Raw genomic sequence first — 14,123 nt, 5'->3', positions numbered from 1 at the left:
TATAAGATTCTATTATTAATTCTCGTAATGGATTCTATCCTTTGAACTGATTATGAGTGGTTTTTTAGAGCTTCTTCAATGGCACTATCAAACAAATCGCTCAAACTAATTCCTGCAGCAGCAGCTTGTTGCGGTAGGATACTTTCTCTGGTTAGCCCAGGCACGGTATTCATTTCTAATAAATGTGGTTCACCATTTTTAAAAATAAACTCGCTTCTGCTAAAGCCTTTCATTTTTAAAACTTCGAATACCTTTTTGGCTTCTTTAGTTACTTTTTCTTCCTCCTCATTGGTTAATCTGGCTGGTGTTATTTCTTGAGATTTACCTAGATATTTGGCTTCGTAGTCAAAAAAATCATTTTCTGAAACTATTTCAGTTATCGGTAAAACTTTCGTTTCGCCTTTGTATGTTATAACGCCAACTGAAACTTCGGTGCCATCTAAAAACGACTCGATAATAATTTCGTCGTCTTCTTTAAAAGCCACATTAATGGCTTGCTGTAAATTTTCTTTGGTGTGTACTTTACTAACTCCAAAACTACTTCCAGCTTTATTGGCTTTTACAAAGCAAGGTAAGCCTACTTTGGCAATAATAGCATCTTCGTTAATTTGGTCGCCAAGATTGAGGTAAAAAGATTCGGCCGTTTTTATACCGTATGGTTTTAAAACACTTAAACAATCGCGTTTATTAAAAGTTAAGCTGGCTTGATACATATCGCAACTGGTGTGCGGAATATTTAATAATTTAAAATACCCTTGCATAAAGCCGTCTTCACCTGGTGAGCCATGAATGGCATTAAAAACACAATCGAAAGTAACTTTAAAACTGTCGATATTTATTGAGAAATCGTTTTTATCGATTGGAAATTCTTCATCGTCCTCATCTACATAAACCCATTTGTCTTTAAATATATGAACACGATATGGAGTGTATTTTGAAGTGTCTAGTGTTTCATAAACCACGTTACCGCTTGTTAATGAGATTTTGTATTCGCTGGAATAACCTCCCATAATGATGGCAATATTTTTTTTCATTTAATATTTAAATTATGTGATACTCACGATGGAGTAAATTTATTTAACACCTTTTATTAATTTAAGTAAAAATATGAAAGTTAGATTAATATTGTTTAAAATGAAACGCGAAACAGCGTTAAGGATTGTAGCCGTTCGTCTATCCCTCGATAGCCTTAACCTTTTTTGAGATTCGATAAAAAGGTATAGCTAAAAGCCCGACTCTTTTGGTAACCTGTCTGCAGACAGGCTGTCGCCCAAAACATTAAACTGAAAATTCTAATTGACTTTTTTACAACCAAAAACCAACAATAAAACGTATCTATTATTAGTTTATAAATTGGTATAGGCTAAAATATCATATATATTGCAAAAGAAAAAACAGTTGTGTTTTATATATTTGCCTAATTGAAAAATCTATAGATGAGTGTAATTAAATTCTTGACCAGTAAAACATTTTTAAAGCAATTAGTATTGGCAGTAGTAGCCGTTGTTGTATTTTGTTTTTTAATGTTAAAATATTTGAATTTTTCAACAAATCATGGAGATTTTGAGACCGTTCCGGAGCTTAAAGGGAAGTCTATAAATGTGGCTCAAATAGAGTTAGAGGATAATAATTTGGTTATGAAAATTCAAGATTCTGCTAATTATAATCCCGATTATCCTAAATTCTCGGTGATAGAACAAGAGCCATTGGCAGGTACTCAGGTTAAAGAAAATAGAAAAATATATATTACGCTTAATCCGTCGGGGTATCGAAAAATGAATATTCCTGATGGCTTAATAGACAGAACATACCGACAAGTAAAACCAACGCTGGAGGCTTTAGGTTTTAAAGTTGGACGCATTACATATGCTGATAATATTGGAAAAGATATGGTTTTAAAGCTTTCGCATAAAGGAAAAACACTTAATCCGGGCGATAAGCTAGCCAGAACTTCTGAGATTGATTTAGTGCTTGGTAATGGTAAGAGACCTTAACTAATGGACGACTTCACACCGCAATTACCAGACGAAGATAATCTTTACGAACACCACGCCTTTACAGTTGATAAAGGGCAAACGCCGTTACGTATTGATAAATATTTAATGAATTTTGTTGAAAATGCAACGCGAAACAAGATTCAGGCAGCAGCAAAAAACGGAAGTATTTTTGTTAATGATGTTCCTGTAAAATCGAATTATAAAGTAAAACCTAACGACCAAATTAGGGTGCTATTTACACATCCGCCTCACGAAAACTTGCTGGTTGGTGAAGACATTGAAATAGATGTGGTTTACGAAGATGACGATCTGTTAGTAGTTAACAAACCGGCTGGAATGGTTGTGCATCCGGGACATGGAAACTATTCGGGAACCCTTATAAACGCCTTAATTCATAGGTTTGATAACTTACCAAATAACTCTAGTGAACGCCCCGGATTGGTGCATAGAATTGATAAAGATACAAGCGGACTTTTAGTAGTTGCTAAAACCGAACAAGCCATGACGCATTTGTCGTTACAGTTTGCAAATAAAACCAGCGAACGCGAATATGTTGCCATTGTTTGGGGAAATATTGAAGAAGACGAAGGTACTGTTGAAGGCAATATTGGCCGTCACCCAAAAAACAGATTACAGAATACGGTTTTTCTTGACGATGAAGAAGATAAAGGCAAACCAGCCGTTACGCATTACAAAGTTTTAGAACGCTTAGGCTATGTAACCTTAGTGTCCTGCAAACTAGAAACTGGGCGTACGCACCAAATTCGTGTACACATGAAACACATTGGGCATACCTTGTTTAACGACGAGCGATATGGCGGTGAAAAAATATTAAAGGGCACCACTTTTACCAAATACAAACAGTTTGTAGATAATTGCTTTAAAGTATTGCCAAGGCAAGCTTTACATGCTAAAACCTTAGGGTTTGAGCATCCAACAACTGGTAAAATTATGCGTTTTGAAACACCAATACCAGAAGATATGCAGCAATGTATTGAGAAGTGGCGCACGTACTCTAAGCATCAGGATATTTAAATATTTGAGAAGCCAAGAATGTCTCCTTATTCGTTCGTTTTATTGCAGTTTTATGGGATGTTCGGTCGTCTTCGAACTCGATAAATGGGCGTCTTGAACTTGTTTGAGTTTTTAGCTTTTTTGTTTAGGATATGAATGACATTTTTTTTAAGCTCTTCGTAGTTAAAGTGTTTCTTAAATTTACTTGGAAATGTTAAAACCGTTTCATTGTTATCCATTTCAATCATGTAATCAGAACCGCTTAATTCAGAAGAAATAGGTGTGTTTTTAGTTGAAAATTTAATTATAACCTTGAAATTGTTGTTAAGAACGTAAAATTTATGCTGGTAATAGGGCTCACCTTTAATTAAGCTAAATTTTTCAAAAGCATAAATTCTATGGCGTTTCCAAAAGAAGTAATCATAACGATACCATCTCTTTTTGTAATTGTTTAAGGTATCTTTAGCTTGATTCTCATAGATTAATTTCTTGTAAGATTCTGTTTTATTGTACTTTTTTTGCCCATAGTATGCTTGAATCATTTTATAACAATTAAAGTTTGTTGGATGTTTTTCCGCTAGTTCTTTATAAGTGATTTCTGCCTTGATGTAGTTATTATTGCGCATTTCCAGTTCTGCTAAATTGTACAGAACGTCGCTATAGGCATTCGATTCCTTTGAAATGTTATTTTTAGCTATATAAAAATATTTTAAAGCATTTTTAAAGTCTTTTTTCATTAAATAAACTTCCGCTATTTTTTTGAAATGGTATTCAGCGGCATCCTCCTTAGTAATAGCTAATTTGTAATTTTTCAGAGCTTGTTCCCATTTACCAGTTATGAAATAAGTGTCTGCAAGCTGACTAAAATATTCACTTTTATTTGGATTCAGTTTAATGGCTTTTTTAAATGATTTTATGGCCTCTAAAAACCTCCCTTTATAGCTGCATACCGAACCTTTATGGATATGTACTTCAGGGTCGGTATTATCTTTTTTTATTGACAAATCGATTATTTTATAAAAATTATCAAAATCAGATTTCCTATCGTATGCCATAGCTACATAGTAAACTACTTTTGCAGAATAGTCTTTTACTTGAGGTGCATAATCAGAGATGATTTTGTCGTATTCCTTGTTTTCAAATAAGGTTTCTACCGTTTTTAGAATGTCTTCTTGTGAATGCCCAACGAGTCCCATAAAAGCTATGAAAACAGTAATCGTTATTTTTTTCATTAATAAATTTTTAAGCTCAGAGAAAAATGCAGTTTTAAAATACGCATATGTTTTATCCTACAAAAACGAATTTAGAAAAATTTCTCACAAAATCAAAAACTATCAATTCCATTTATAACCACATCACAAATAATTTTAAGCTTCAATTTAAAAAGTAAATTAGTAATTGTAACTTTGATGTAAATTCAAACAATTTCCTTGTCAGGGAATTAAAAGAGGCTTATGAAATTAGTATTATCACCAGCAAAGTCATTAGATTTTGAAACCAAATTACCAACCAAGATATACACGCAACCGCAGTTTTTAAAACAATCGGAACGTTTAAATAAATTGCTTAAAAAGAAATCTGCCAGAAGTTTATCTAAACTCATGAGCATTTCTAATGATTTAGGACAATTGAATTACGAACGTAATCAAACTTGGTCGTTACCGTTTTCAACTGAAAATGCACGACCCGCAGTGTATGCATTTAATGGCGATGTATATAGAGGTTTGGATGCTTATACGATTCCTGAAGAAAAATTAGAGACACTACAAAACACCGTTTTTATACTTTCAGGATTATACGGTTTATTGAAACCAACCGATTTAATTCAGCCTTATCGCTTAGAAATGGGAACGAAAATAAAAATTGGTGTAAAAAAGAATCTTTATGAATTCTGGAAAAAAGACATCACAAAGGCTTTAAACGAAGCGCTTGAAGATGATGAGTTATTTTTAAACCTTGCAAGTAACGAGTATTTTAAGGCCATAGATAAGAAAGCTTTAAAAGTACCGGTCATTACTGCTAATTTTAAAGATTTTAAAGACGGCGAGTATAAAATGATTTCGTTTTTTGCCAAAGCTGCGCGTGGTATGATGGCGCGTTATGTAGTTGATACCAATGCAAAAACTATCGATGATTTAAAAGGATTTAATTACGACGGGTATAGTTACAGCGAGTCCATGAGTTCAGATTCCGAACTTGTATTTATCAGATAATTATTTGGCTTTTGCCTTATCGCCAACATTTATTTTTTGTTCAATACTAGGTTTTTTTTTAATTCTTGGTCTTCTGGCTCCGAAAGTACCTCGATTAATTTTGCCTCGTTTTGTTTTTTTATCGCCTTTTCCCATATCTTTATTTTATATTCTTAAAATAGTGATTTTTTTACTTTTAAACAAATTAAAACCGTTGTCTTTACTGCAACTTCAAGAATTCAATTTAAAGACTAAAACAATAATATTTTCGCTTTCGCAGAAAAAAAGAAATGTTTAAACACAAACACCCATATAAACCATTTATAAAGAAGGATACGACTAAACTTATTGTGGGCACATTGCCACCACCACGATTTTCAACTCGTGCGCTTTTAGAAAAGGATGTCGATTTTTGTTATGGAAGTTATTATAATTCGTTATGGTTATTTATTGATAAGATTCATGGTTTAAATTTGAGATATGACAATTCTCAAGAAGCTATAGAACAGCGGAAACAGTTTTTAATACAACACAAAATAGGCGTTTGCGATATTGTTGACAGTGCAGAGCGCGAAAAAATTGATGCATCCGATTTAGGAATGCAAAACATAAAGCTTCGCGATATTATTGGGATTTTAAAACAATATCCGAATATTGATACGCTTTTATTCACTGGTGGAAACAGTAAAAACGGACCAGAATATTTCTTCAGAAGGCATATAAAAAAATACAACCTAAAATTGGAATTGGTTACTGATGAAGTACCACGAATACACCAATTTAATCTACCTGTCGGGTTGAGTACAGACGAAACCTCTATAAGAACAATCAAAACCGTTTCCCTAACTTCAGGCTCTGGAGCTGCTAACATATCAATAAGTAGAATTCCCCTTTACAAACAACTTAAAGCTAAAAACCCAAAATTTAACACGTTTGATTATCGAGTGATGCAGTACAGTGAGTTTTTTTAAACGAAATAATAAATATTACCCAGATAATTAGCTGTACCTTTGCGCCTTTAATTAGAAGGAGGTAGAATGCATTATGTTTTGTTATCTCAAACGTCCGTTACGGATCTTCATAAACACAATATATGTCATTTCAATCTTTAGGCTTATCCGAAGCCTTGCTAAAAGCAGTTAGCAAAAAAGGATACACCACCCCAAGTCCTATTCAACAAAAAGCAATACCTCCAGTTTTAGAAGGTAAAGACGTATTAGCATCGGCACAAACAGGAACAGGAAAAACAGCGGGTTTTACATTACCACTATTACACATTCTTTCTGAAAACCCAAAAGAAAAATACAGACCCATTCGTGCTTTAATACTAACACCAACCAGAGAACTAGCAGCTCAGGTATATACCAATGTTAAAGAATATAGCGAGTTTTTAAACTTAAGAAGCGCTGTTATTTTTGGTGGTGTTAATCAGAAGCCTCAAGCCGCAACCATTCGGCAAGGTATCGATATTTTGGTGGCTACTCCGGGTCGTTTATTAGATTTACAGAGTCAAGGGTTATTATCGTTAAAGCGTGTTGAAATTTTTGTTTTAGATGAAGCCGACCGTATGCTAGATATGGGTTTTTTAAGAGATATCGAGCGCGTTATAAAATCAATGCCTGAGAAACGCCAGAATTTAATGTTTTCGGCAACGTTTTCTAAGGATATAAAGAAATTAGCACATGGTATTTTAAACCATCCCGTGCAAGTTGAAGCAACACCTGAAAACACGACTGTTGAAGCCATAAGTCAAAAAGTATATCGTGTTGCTAAAGGCTTAAAAACAGGATTGATTATTAAGTTAATTTCTGAAGGTAACTGGAAACAGGTTTTGGTATTTACCAGAACAAAACATGGCGCTAATAGGCTCTGTGAAAAAATGATAAAATCTGGAATTACGGCAGCGGCTATTCATGGCAATAAAAGTCAAGGAGCAAGAACAAAAGCTTTGGCAGGATTTAAAACCGGAAAAGTTCGAGTTTTAGTAGCTACAGATATTGCGGCTCGTGGATTGGATATTCCGTTGTTACCACATGTTATAAATTTTGAATTGCCAAATATCTCTGAAGATTATGTACACAGAATTGGTAGAACTGGTAGAGCAGGAGCTAGTGGTGAAGCATTGTCGTTAGTAAGCGCAGATGAAACAACTTTTTTAAGAGATATTGAAAAGTTGATTGAAATGAAATTACCAGTTGAAATTATAGAAGGATTTGAACCCGATCCTAATGCTTCGACACAGCCTGAAAAAAGGCAACAACGTGGAGGAGGTAATCGTTCTAGAAATTCAAGATCGAATAATTCGAATAGTCAAAAAAGTAATAATTCCAGACGCCCAAAACGCAATAGTGATAGTCGCAGAAACGACAGACGGAATTAATAAATATCGTTAATGGAATCGCAACCCAATAATCCACTTCATGGAATTAAATTAGAACAAATTATAAACGATTTGGTGGCGCATTATGGTTGGGAATATATGGGCTATAACATAAAAATTAAATGTTTTACTGATAATCCTTCGGTAAAATCAAGCTTGAAATTTTTACGTAGAACGCCTTGGGCAAGAACTAAGGTTGAAACAATGTATTTGAAGATGCTGAAAAACAGAAAAGCGAATTAAATAAAAAGGCTCAAGTGAAAACTTGAGCCTTTTTTTAGAAGCAGTAAATCTACTTAGATTGCTATTTAATTAGTCCTATATTTAAGCTTCTTGCCATAACCGTTGTACAGCAACTAAATCTTTTTTCATGGCTTTATAAACCTCTTTTTTTTCAATGGTAATCTCTTTTTTACCTTTTTCAGCACCTCCTAAATCATATTCCAAATGCAGACTTACCGGAACATTGATTTTATATGCTTTTAATAGCGAAAAATATTTTTTAAAATTTACCATACCTTCGCCTATAGGCACATTAATAGGTTTCCACACACCATTTACTTGTCCCCATTTGTAATCTTTAAGAACAATAGTATTTATTGATGATTTTATAAGTTTTAAGCCATTTTCCCAAGACAGTCCACCTTCTACCATAGCATGTCTGATATCATATTGAGTACCAAAATAACCAGGTTCAGCTTGCTCTAATATCTTTTTAATTTCCCAAATAGAAGCTCCCACAGAGCGTCCTGCATGGTTTTGGTAACAACCCGAAATACCAAGTTGTTTATTAAGTAAACTAAGCGTTTTTATCTTTTGTTGGTAGTATTCTAAATCGGCTTCCATGGTGCGTTCTTCAGAATATTTAAACCAATTAGCTCTATAGTATTTTATACCGAGTTGAGCAGCAGTTTTTAAGACGTTAACATCTGTTTGGTTCGCTGCGTCTTCAACAGCGGTTGTCATCATTAAACAAGTCGAGCCACCTTTTTTAATATCGGCTATGGCTTTTGGTAAATCTTCAATTACAGTTTCTGGCAAAACATGGCCTTTTGGTCTTACAGTTAAATCTAACCCTTGAAACCCTAATTCAGCAGCTTTCTCACCTGCTTGTTCAAGGTTAAGAAATTGCAAATGTTTTGAAAATAAATGAATAGATAATGTATCTGTATTAGATTCATTTTCAAATAAATTATTAGAAAAACCTAGCAAAGGAATGAACCCAATGCCCAGTGCTGCTTGTTTTGTAAAAGATCGTCTAGTAATTGAGCTCATGTTTTTTATTTTTTAATGTGAAACAACAATAGGTTTTGTTTGTTGAGAATCGCTATCACTTGAAAGATTTATTAAATATAAGCCATTTGAAAATGATGACACATCAATACTAATTTCAGATTGTGATGATTTATAAGATTGCTCTAAAACTAATCTACCATCAAGATTATAAACTTTAAGGGCTTTTAAATTGCTTTGTTCACTCTTAATTGTAAAGTTATCTGTTACTGGATTCGGATATATTTTAATCTGCTTTTCAAAGGCATTGTCTTCAACTGATAAAGAACTTAATTCACCAAAAAACTCAATTTCACCAATGGCATTCCATTGACTTGTTCTTGTATCTCCTGCACTGTTAAATCTTCCGTAGCCCATTAATTTCACATAACGAGCTTCAGCATCTACTTCATATTGATTAAAAGCGGTTGTGCTAGTTGCGGTAAGCAATAACTCGCCAGTTGTGGGTAAAACCATAGTGAAGTCTGCTGTTTCTGTTCCAGTAGTAGAAACCCATATTTGATATCCAAAAGGATCTGATTTGTTAGTGGTTGTAAACTGGATAAAATCTAAGTTATATAAATCGCCTAAACTGTAAATAATGTATTCACCATCACCTTTGTAATCTCCAGCTAAAACAGCGCCATCATCGGCTGCCCAAACCGATCCATTATCTTTATCTAAAGTGTTTGCGGCATAATTAAATTTTGTTGTGCCGTTTACTTCTTCTTTCGAAAAGGAATCTATAGTCACTGGGTCGGTCGCAGTTCCTGTGTTTATTAAGGTATAAAGTGAGGTAATTTCAGCGCCTTCTTGTGTTACATTCAAGGTTCTTACAATATCATCGCCTCCTGGATCTTGTGTAAAAGTTACAGAACCTGTTCTGGTACTTGTATCTGTATTTTCGGTAACGGAAACCGAAACAGTTGCATTTCCTGTTCCAGAGTTTGTATTGATGGTTATCCAGCTGTCATTTGAAGCAGCCGTCCAACTTACATTCGAATTAACAGTTATATCGTTACTAGATGCCGATGCAGGAAGTGTTGATAAACTACTAACCGTTAAATAATCGCCTATAACTACTGAGCAATCACCATTTGAAATTGGACCTCCTACATTATTTAAAAAACAAGCTCCTATGCCATAACCTACCGTAGCATCGGTGGCTGGTTCATAAGCACCCATATCCGCACCTTTGCCAGCAGAACCAGTCCCTGAAAATGTAAATATTTCACCATCTGCTGTTGCTGTTATTCCGTTTTCTTCAGAAAACCCTGTAGTTGTTGCTCCTAAATTGGTACCTGTAAAAACGTTTCCTGAATAGGCTAAAGCGGTTCCAAGATTAGCAAATGCACTGGCGCTATCACCTGAAATAACATCAGATAAATTTGGATCACTAGTAGCAAAATAGATTAAGTTATTTGAAACTGTTCCCGTTGGATCGGTTGAGCCTTTATCTTCGTTATAAAATAACGGTGCATTAGTGTTTACAATAGTGTTGTTGGAAACATTAATGTTTTCAGATTTTTGATAACCGTTTGATACGCTTGTAGATGTACAAACAACGTTTGCACTATCGCCACCACCTATAAATGTGATACCGTTGTTCCATCTAGCTTGATCAAGCACAGTTATACAGTCTTGAATATAATTATTGGTGATGGTATGATTACTATCTGTAATTCTAATACCACCTGTTCCGTCTACATCTTCACCTAAAAAATAATTGCCATCAACAGTAGCGTTTGAACCATGACGAAGCACTAAAGAACCTCGACATCTTCTAAACGTATTATTCGTATAAACGTTGTTTTTACTCTTATTTGTGATGATTTCATTTTCCCCGTCAGCTTCCACAAAGTAATTATTACTTACAGTTACACTACTATCAACATTTTGATATTCGCTAGTACCAACACGAATAGTTTCACTATCTCCTGAATTGGATAGTGAAGCATTCATTTTAGCATATTTATAAAAATAATTGTTAGTAATAGTATGCCCAACAACCGCGCAACGGTCAGCTTCAGCATTATAAGCCACTTCTACTAGAACTAGCGCACCAGCACTTTGCTTATCCATGAACGAACAATTTATTACCGTATTATATGTGCCATATAAAACAATCCATCTGTGTTTTGTAATAGAATTATTCGCTATATCATCGGCAACATCATCTGGATGTATCGCCAAACTTTCAATTACACAGTTCTGGATGGTACTGTAAATAGCATAATCAAAGCCATCTCTAAATTCAATAAAATTGCTTGCACCATAACCATTTTTCCAATGGAAATCTGCAACAACAACGTGATCTCCACCAATACTCATGCGCAAACCACCATCAAATATTACTCCACCAGGAGTTTCGGCTTTAAATGTAATAGGCATGGCTGCGGAACCTGTAGTTGGCGAAAATTTAATTCTGGCATCGGAAGAGTAAGTTCCGTTTGCTAAAATAACAGTATCTCCAGCGGCTAGGGTTGCAGATAAAGCCGTAAGATCCTCAGGGTCGCTAATATTGTGTGTGGTTTGTGCTACCCCGCTATAGGAACTGAATACTATCAGTAACATGACACAGAACTGAGTTAAAACTTTTTGAAATGAAAGCTGGTTTTTTGTAGTTTGATGTTTCATAATTGTAAAGTTTGATTGTTGAAATAATTGGTTAACCAGTGTGGTAAACCAAATATAATAATAATCAAATTAGTATCAAACTTTTATGCGTTTAAGTATTTCAGTTTTAGATAATCGGTAAGATTTTGACGGTGAAGATGTTACTTGATTTGTTTGATGCCTTCGTAAACCACAATACTAACGGCGTTTGCAAGGTTTAAGCTGCGTACATGTTGGCTAAATAGTGGAATTTTAAATAAATTTTCGGAATATTGATTAAGAAGATCTTTGGGCAGTCCAACAGATTCTTTGCCAAAAATTAAAAACATGTCGTCTTCAAAAGGAATATCCCAATGATTTTTTGAGCCATGACTAGATAAAAACGCCATGGTTTTATCTTTATTGATAGAAAAAAACGCATCAATATTATCGTAATATGTAATTTGAAGATGTTGCCAATAATCTAAACCAGCGCGCTTTAAGCGCGTATCGTCAATTTCAAAGCCAAATGGTTTTACAAGGTGGAGATGAGAGCCAGATGCTAAAGCTAAACGCCCAATATTTCCTGTGTTATTAGGAATTTCGGGTTCAAATAAAACGATGTTTAGTGGCATTTAGTTTTGACTTTTAATTAACTGTAGCCATCAAAAATAAACAATTAATATGGATTATTTTTTAATGAATTTAGTTCTAAAAACGGCATTGTTTTGATCCTTAAATGTGGCAAAATAAATACCATGTCGTAAACTAGAAACGTCGATGCTAGATGAATTTACAGTTTCAAAATTTAATACCTTTTTTCCAGAGATATCACAAATTTCTATTTCAGAAAAATCAAAATTACGCGTTTCAATTGTCATAATATCTTTAACTGGGTTTGGAAATATTTTCAACAATGATTTTTGAAAATCTTCAGTATTCAAAGTAGGAACTTCTTCAATGCTAAAATTCGCAAACAAGACTTCTTCATCTCTTAAATCTGTGCGATTGTTTAAACTTCTGTAAATACCCCATTTAGGTCGTACAAAGTCGGCATTAGTTTGCCAATTTTTCACTGCATTATCGGTATAACTTAATAATACAGCATTATCACTCACTCTTTTTAATTCAATAGAATATGTACCTGAATCTGGACCCGCATTAGTGCCGTATTTTATAGATTCTGTAGCTTCTACCCATTCGCCTTTAAATGGCGCTATCGCCGTTTGAATCAATGTAGTTTGAGAGTTGGTTTCAGCATAACGTAATTCCAACCTGTCAGGAGTCGATTTACGAGCCGTTAGGGTGTACATAGGCATACTTTCATACAATCCACCCACAGATTTTAATTGGTGTAAATGCGTAAAGCTTGATGAAACTTGAAAACCGGCATCCAATTTAAACTTCCATTTATATATCACACTTTCGCCTTCAACGCCTTTTAAATTTGCTGGCGATTTATCGTATGTTTTTATTTCATTTCTTTGGCGGTCTGTAGAACCATTATATCTATCAGTGTCTGTGGCTTCATGAATATAAAAACGAAAGACGTTTATACCTAAAGTCGCATCAAAAGGTTCATCAATATGCTGAAAAGTTGGGGCGTGGCTACAATCTGGTTCCTCCACGGCGTCGTAGCCTGGAGCTAAAACTGAGTTTATTAAATCATAAGTTTGCATACCGCCAGAACCATCGGCATCAAGGGTAACTTGAGCATGTATTTGTGATACTGAGAAAAGTAAAACAACTAAATAGTATATAGATTTCATAGCAATTAAATAATTGGTTAACCAATTTCGTTAACCAAAGATAATCAAACAATTGTAATAAAATCTATTTCAAAATATTTTTCACAAACTTAGATATGGATGTAATGCCCTCTTTAGTAACATGCTTTACAAAAGCGCTACCAATTATGGCACCTTTGGCATATTTTGTAGCTTGTGTAAACGTGTTGTTATTACTTATCCCAAAACCTATAATTTGAGGGTTTTTAAGGTTCATTTTGGCAATTCGCTCAAAATAGGCAGTTTGTTCGTCACCAAAACCAGATTGAGCTCCCGTTGTACTTGCACTGCTTACCATGTAAATAAATCCGTTAGATATAGAATCTATAAATCTTATACGCTCATCACTCGTCTGTGGAGTAATTAAAAATACATTTATCAATCCATATTTTTCAAAAATAGTTTGATATTCTTCATGATACACATCAACCGGTAAATCAGGAATAATCAAACCGTCAATACCTATTTCTTTACATGTTTTACAAAAAGCTTCAACACCATACTGAAACATGGGGTTAAAATAGCCCATTATAATCAACGGAATATCCACAGTTTTACGAATATCTTTTAACTGATTAAAAAGTACCTCCGTAGTCATTCCATTTTTTAAAGCCTGGGTAGAGCTATCTTGAATCGTGGGTCCATCGGCCAATGGGTCGCTAAACGGCAAACCAATTTCAATCATATCTACCCCATTTGTCTCTAAATCTTTAATAATAGAAACCGTGTCGTTAATATTTGGGTACCCCGCCGTAAAATAGATAGACAATAATTTTTTATCTTCTTTAAGTTTCGCTTTAATACGATTCATTTTCTTTATTATTTTTTGGGCGTTACCACAAGGGTCGGGCTTTTCGCTATATCTTTTTTGCAGAAAAAGCAAAAA

At 34.3% G+C, this 14,123-nt stretch carries 14 protein-coding genes; 6 read left to right on the top strand and 8 right to left on the bottom strand.

The genetic code is table 11. The annotated features are described in order from the left end of the window. Positions 1–50: 50 nt before the first annotated feature. Positions 51–1,034, bottom strand: coding sequence for a D-alanine--D-alanine ligase (locus O5O44_RS12980; protein ID WP_289194704.1), 984 nt, complete (start codon positions 1,032–1,034; stop codon positions 51–53). Between the two features lie 402 nt (positions 1,035–1,436). Between O5O44_RS12980 and O5O44_RS12975 the strand changes: the two genes are divergently transcribed. Continuing rightward, positions 1,437–1,994, top strand: a complete 558-nt coding sequence (locus tag O5O44_RS12975) for a PASTA domain-containing protein (RefSeq protein WP_019388832.1) — start codon at positions 1,437–1,439, stop codon at positions 1,992–1,994. Between the two features lie 3 nt (positions 1,995–1,997). Then, entirely contained in the window at positions 1,998–3,032 is a 1,035-nt protein-coding gene (locus tag O5O44_RS12970; protein WP_289194703.1) for an RluA family pseudouridine synthase, read from the top strand. Between the two features lie 50 nt (positions 3,033–3,082). Here the strand turns inward: O5O44_RS12970 and O5O44_RS12965 are convergent, their stop codons facing one another. Beyond that, entirely contained in the window at positions 3,083–4,243 is a 1,161-nt protein-coding gene (locus tag O5O44_RS12965) for a tetratricopeptide repeat protein (protein ID WP_289194702.1), read from the bottom strand. Positions 4,244–4,465: 222 nt separating this feature from the next. Here O5O44_RS12965 and yaaA point away from each other — a divergent pair, with 222 nt between their 5' ends. Next, on the top strand, positions 4,466–5,224 hold the full coding sequence (gene yaaA / locus O5O44_RS12960) for a peroxide stress protein YaaA (RefSeq protein WP_289194701.1): 759 nt from the start codon (positions 4,466–4,468) through the stop codon (positions 5,222–5,224). On the opposite strand, the gene O5O44_RS12955 is transcribed toward yaaA, so the two are convergent. Beyond that, positions 5,225–5,359 carry a 30S ribosomal protein THX gene (locus tag O5O44_RS12955; protein ID WP_289194700.1) on the bottom strand — a complete coding sequence of 45 codons (135 nt, stop codon included), beginning with the start codon at positions 5,357–5,359 and terminating at the stop codon, positions 5,225–5,227. It abuts the gene before it with no gap. A gap of 134 nt (positions 5,360–5,493) precedes the next feature. Between O5O44_RS12955 and O5O44_RS12950 the strand changes: the two genes are divergently transcribed. The 3 genes from O5O44_RS12950 to O5O44_RS12940 all read left to right on the top strand — a co-directional run bounded on the left by O5O44_RS12950 (position 5,494) and on the right by O5O44_RS12940 (position 7,826). After that, positions 5,494–6,174: a uracil-DNA glycosylase family protein gene (locus tag O5O44_RS12950; protein ID WP_289194699.1), complete on the top strand. Its 681-nt coding sequence runs from the start codon at positions 5,494–5,496 to the stop codon at positions 6,172–6,174. Positions 6,175–6,296: 122 nt separating this feature from the next. Beyond that, the gene (locus O5O44_RS12945; protein WP_289194698.1) at positions 6,297–7,583 is read left to right on the top strand and encodes a DEAD/DEAH box helicase; all 1,287 of its coding nucleotides are present in this window, start codon (positions 6,297–6,299) and stop codon (positions 7,581–7,583) included. A 12-nt stretch (positions 7,584–7,595) separates the two neighbouring features. Continuing rightward, the gene (locus tag O5O44_RS12940) at positions 7,596–7,826 is read left to right on the top strand and encodes a VF530 family protein (protein WP_019388826.1); all 231 of its coding nucleotides are present in this window, start codon (positions 7,596–7,598) and stop codon (positions 7,824–7,826) included. Between the two features lie 81 nt (positions 7,827–7,907). Here the strand turns inward: O5O44_RS12940 and O5O44_RS12935 are convergent, their stop codons facing one another. From O5O44_RS12935 to trpA, 5 genes are all read right to left on the bottom strand, one after another. After that, positions 7,908–8,858, bottom strand: coding sequence for a sugar phosphate isomerase/epimerase family protein (locus O5O44_RS12935; RefSeq protein WP_289194697.1), 951 nt, complete (start codon positions 8,856–8,858; stop codon positions 7,908–7,910). Between the two features lie 12 nt (positions 8,859–8,870). Beyond that, positions 8,871–11,492, bottom strand: a complete 2,622-nt coding sequence (locus O5O44_RS12930) for a chondroitinase-B domain-containing protein (RefSeq protein WP_289194696.1) — start codon at positions 11,490–11,492, stop codon at positions 8,871–8,873. Positions 11,493–11,632: 140 nt separating this feature from the next. Further along, on the bottom strand, positions 11,633–12,085 hold the full coding sequence (locus O5O44_RS12925; RefSeq protein ID WP_289194695.1) for a tRNA (cytidine(34)-2'-O)-methyltransferase: 453 nt from the start codon (positions 12,083–12,085) through the stop codon (positions 11,633–11,635). 54 nt (positions 12,086–12,139) lie between these two features. Next, positions 12,140–13,219 (bottom strand): T9SS type A sorting domain-containing protein, encoded by a 1,080-nt coding sequence (locus O5O44_RS12920; RefSeq protein ID WP_289194694.1) that lies wholly within the window; start codon positions 13,217–13,219, stop codon positions 12,140–12,142. Positions 13,220–13,283: 64 nt separating this feature from the next. Next, positions 13,284–14,048 (bottom strand): tryptophan synthase subunit alpha, encoded by a 765-nt coding sequence (gene trpA, locus O5O44_RS12915; RefSeq protein WP_289194693.1) that lies wholly within the window; start codon positions 14,046–14,048, stop codon positions 13,284–13,286. Between the last annotated feature and the right edge of the window lie 75 nt (positions 14,049–14,123).

Origin of the sequence: Algibacter luteus, from assembly GCF_030344935.1 — a bacterium.
Lineage (GTDB): Bacteria > Bacteroidota > Bacteroidia > Flavobacteriales > Flavobacteriaceae > Arenitalea > Arenitalea lutea.
Note: the sequence above shows the minus strand (reverse complement) of the source record. Positions and strands in the feature narration are given on the sequence as shown.

Excerpts from the sequence above, each read along its gene's own strand:
- O5O44_RS12935 (WP_289194697.1), bottom strand. The coding sequence starts at position 8,858 with ATGAGCTCAATTACTAGACGATCTTTTACAAAACAAGCAGCACTGGGC.
- O5O44_RS12925 (WP_289194695.1), bottom strand. The coding sequence starts at position 12,085 with ATGCCACTAAACATCGTTTTATTTGAACCCGAAATTCCTAATAACACA.
- O5O44_RS12920 (WP_289194694.1), bottom strand. The coding sequence starts at position 13,219 with ATGAAATCTATATACTATTTAGTTGTTTTACTTTTCTCAGTATCACAA.
- O5O44_RS12970 (WP_289194703.1), top strand. The coding sequence starts at position 1,998 with ATGGACGACTTCACACCGCAATTACCAGACGAAGATAATCTTTACGAA.
- trpA (WP_289194693.1), bottom strand. The coding sequence starts at position 14,048 with ATGAATCGTATTAAAGCGAAACTTAAAGAAGATAAAAAATTATTGTCT.
- yaaA (WP_289194701.1), top strand. The coding sequence starts at position 4,466 with ATGAAATTAGTATTATCACCAGCAAAGTCATTAGATTTTGAAACCAAA.
- O5O44_RS12975 (WP_019388832.1), top strand. The coding sequence starts at position 1,437 with ATGAGTGTAATTAAATTCTTGACCAGTAAAACATTTTTAAAGCAATTA.
- O5O44_RS12980 (WP_289194704.1), bottom strand. The coding sequence starts at position 1,034 with ATGAAAAAAAATATTGCCATCATTATGGGAGGTTATTCCAGCGAATAC.
- O5O44_RS12940 (WP_019388826.1), top strand. The coding sequence starts at position 7,596 with ATGGAATCGCAACCCAATAATCCACTTCATGGAATTAAATTAGAACAA.
- O5O44_RS12930 (WP_289194696.1), bottom strand. The coding sequence starts at position 11,492 with ATGAAACATCAAACTACAAAAAACCAGCTTTCATTTCAAAAAGTTTTA.
- O5O44_RS12965 (WP_289194702.1), bottom strand. The coding sequence starts at position 4,243 with ATGAAAAAAATAACGATTACTGTTTTCATAGCTTTTATGGGACTCGTT.
- O5O44_RS12945 (WP_289194698.1), top strand. The coding sequence starts at position 6,297 with ATGTCATTTCAATCTTTAGGCTTATCCGAAGCCTTGCTAAAAGCAGTT.
- O5O44_RS12950 (WP_289194699.1), top strand. The coding sequence starts at position 5,494 with ATGTTTAAACACAAACACCCATATAAACCATTTATAAAGAAGGATACG.
- O5O44_RS12955 (WP_289194700.1), bottom strand. The coding sequence starts at position 5,359 with ATGGGAAAAGGCGATAAAAAAACAAAACGAGGCAAAATTAATCGAGGT.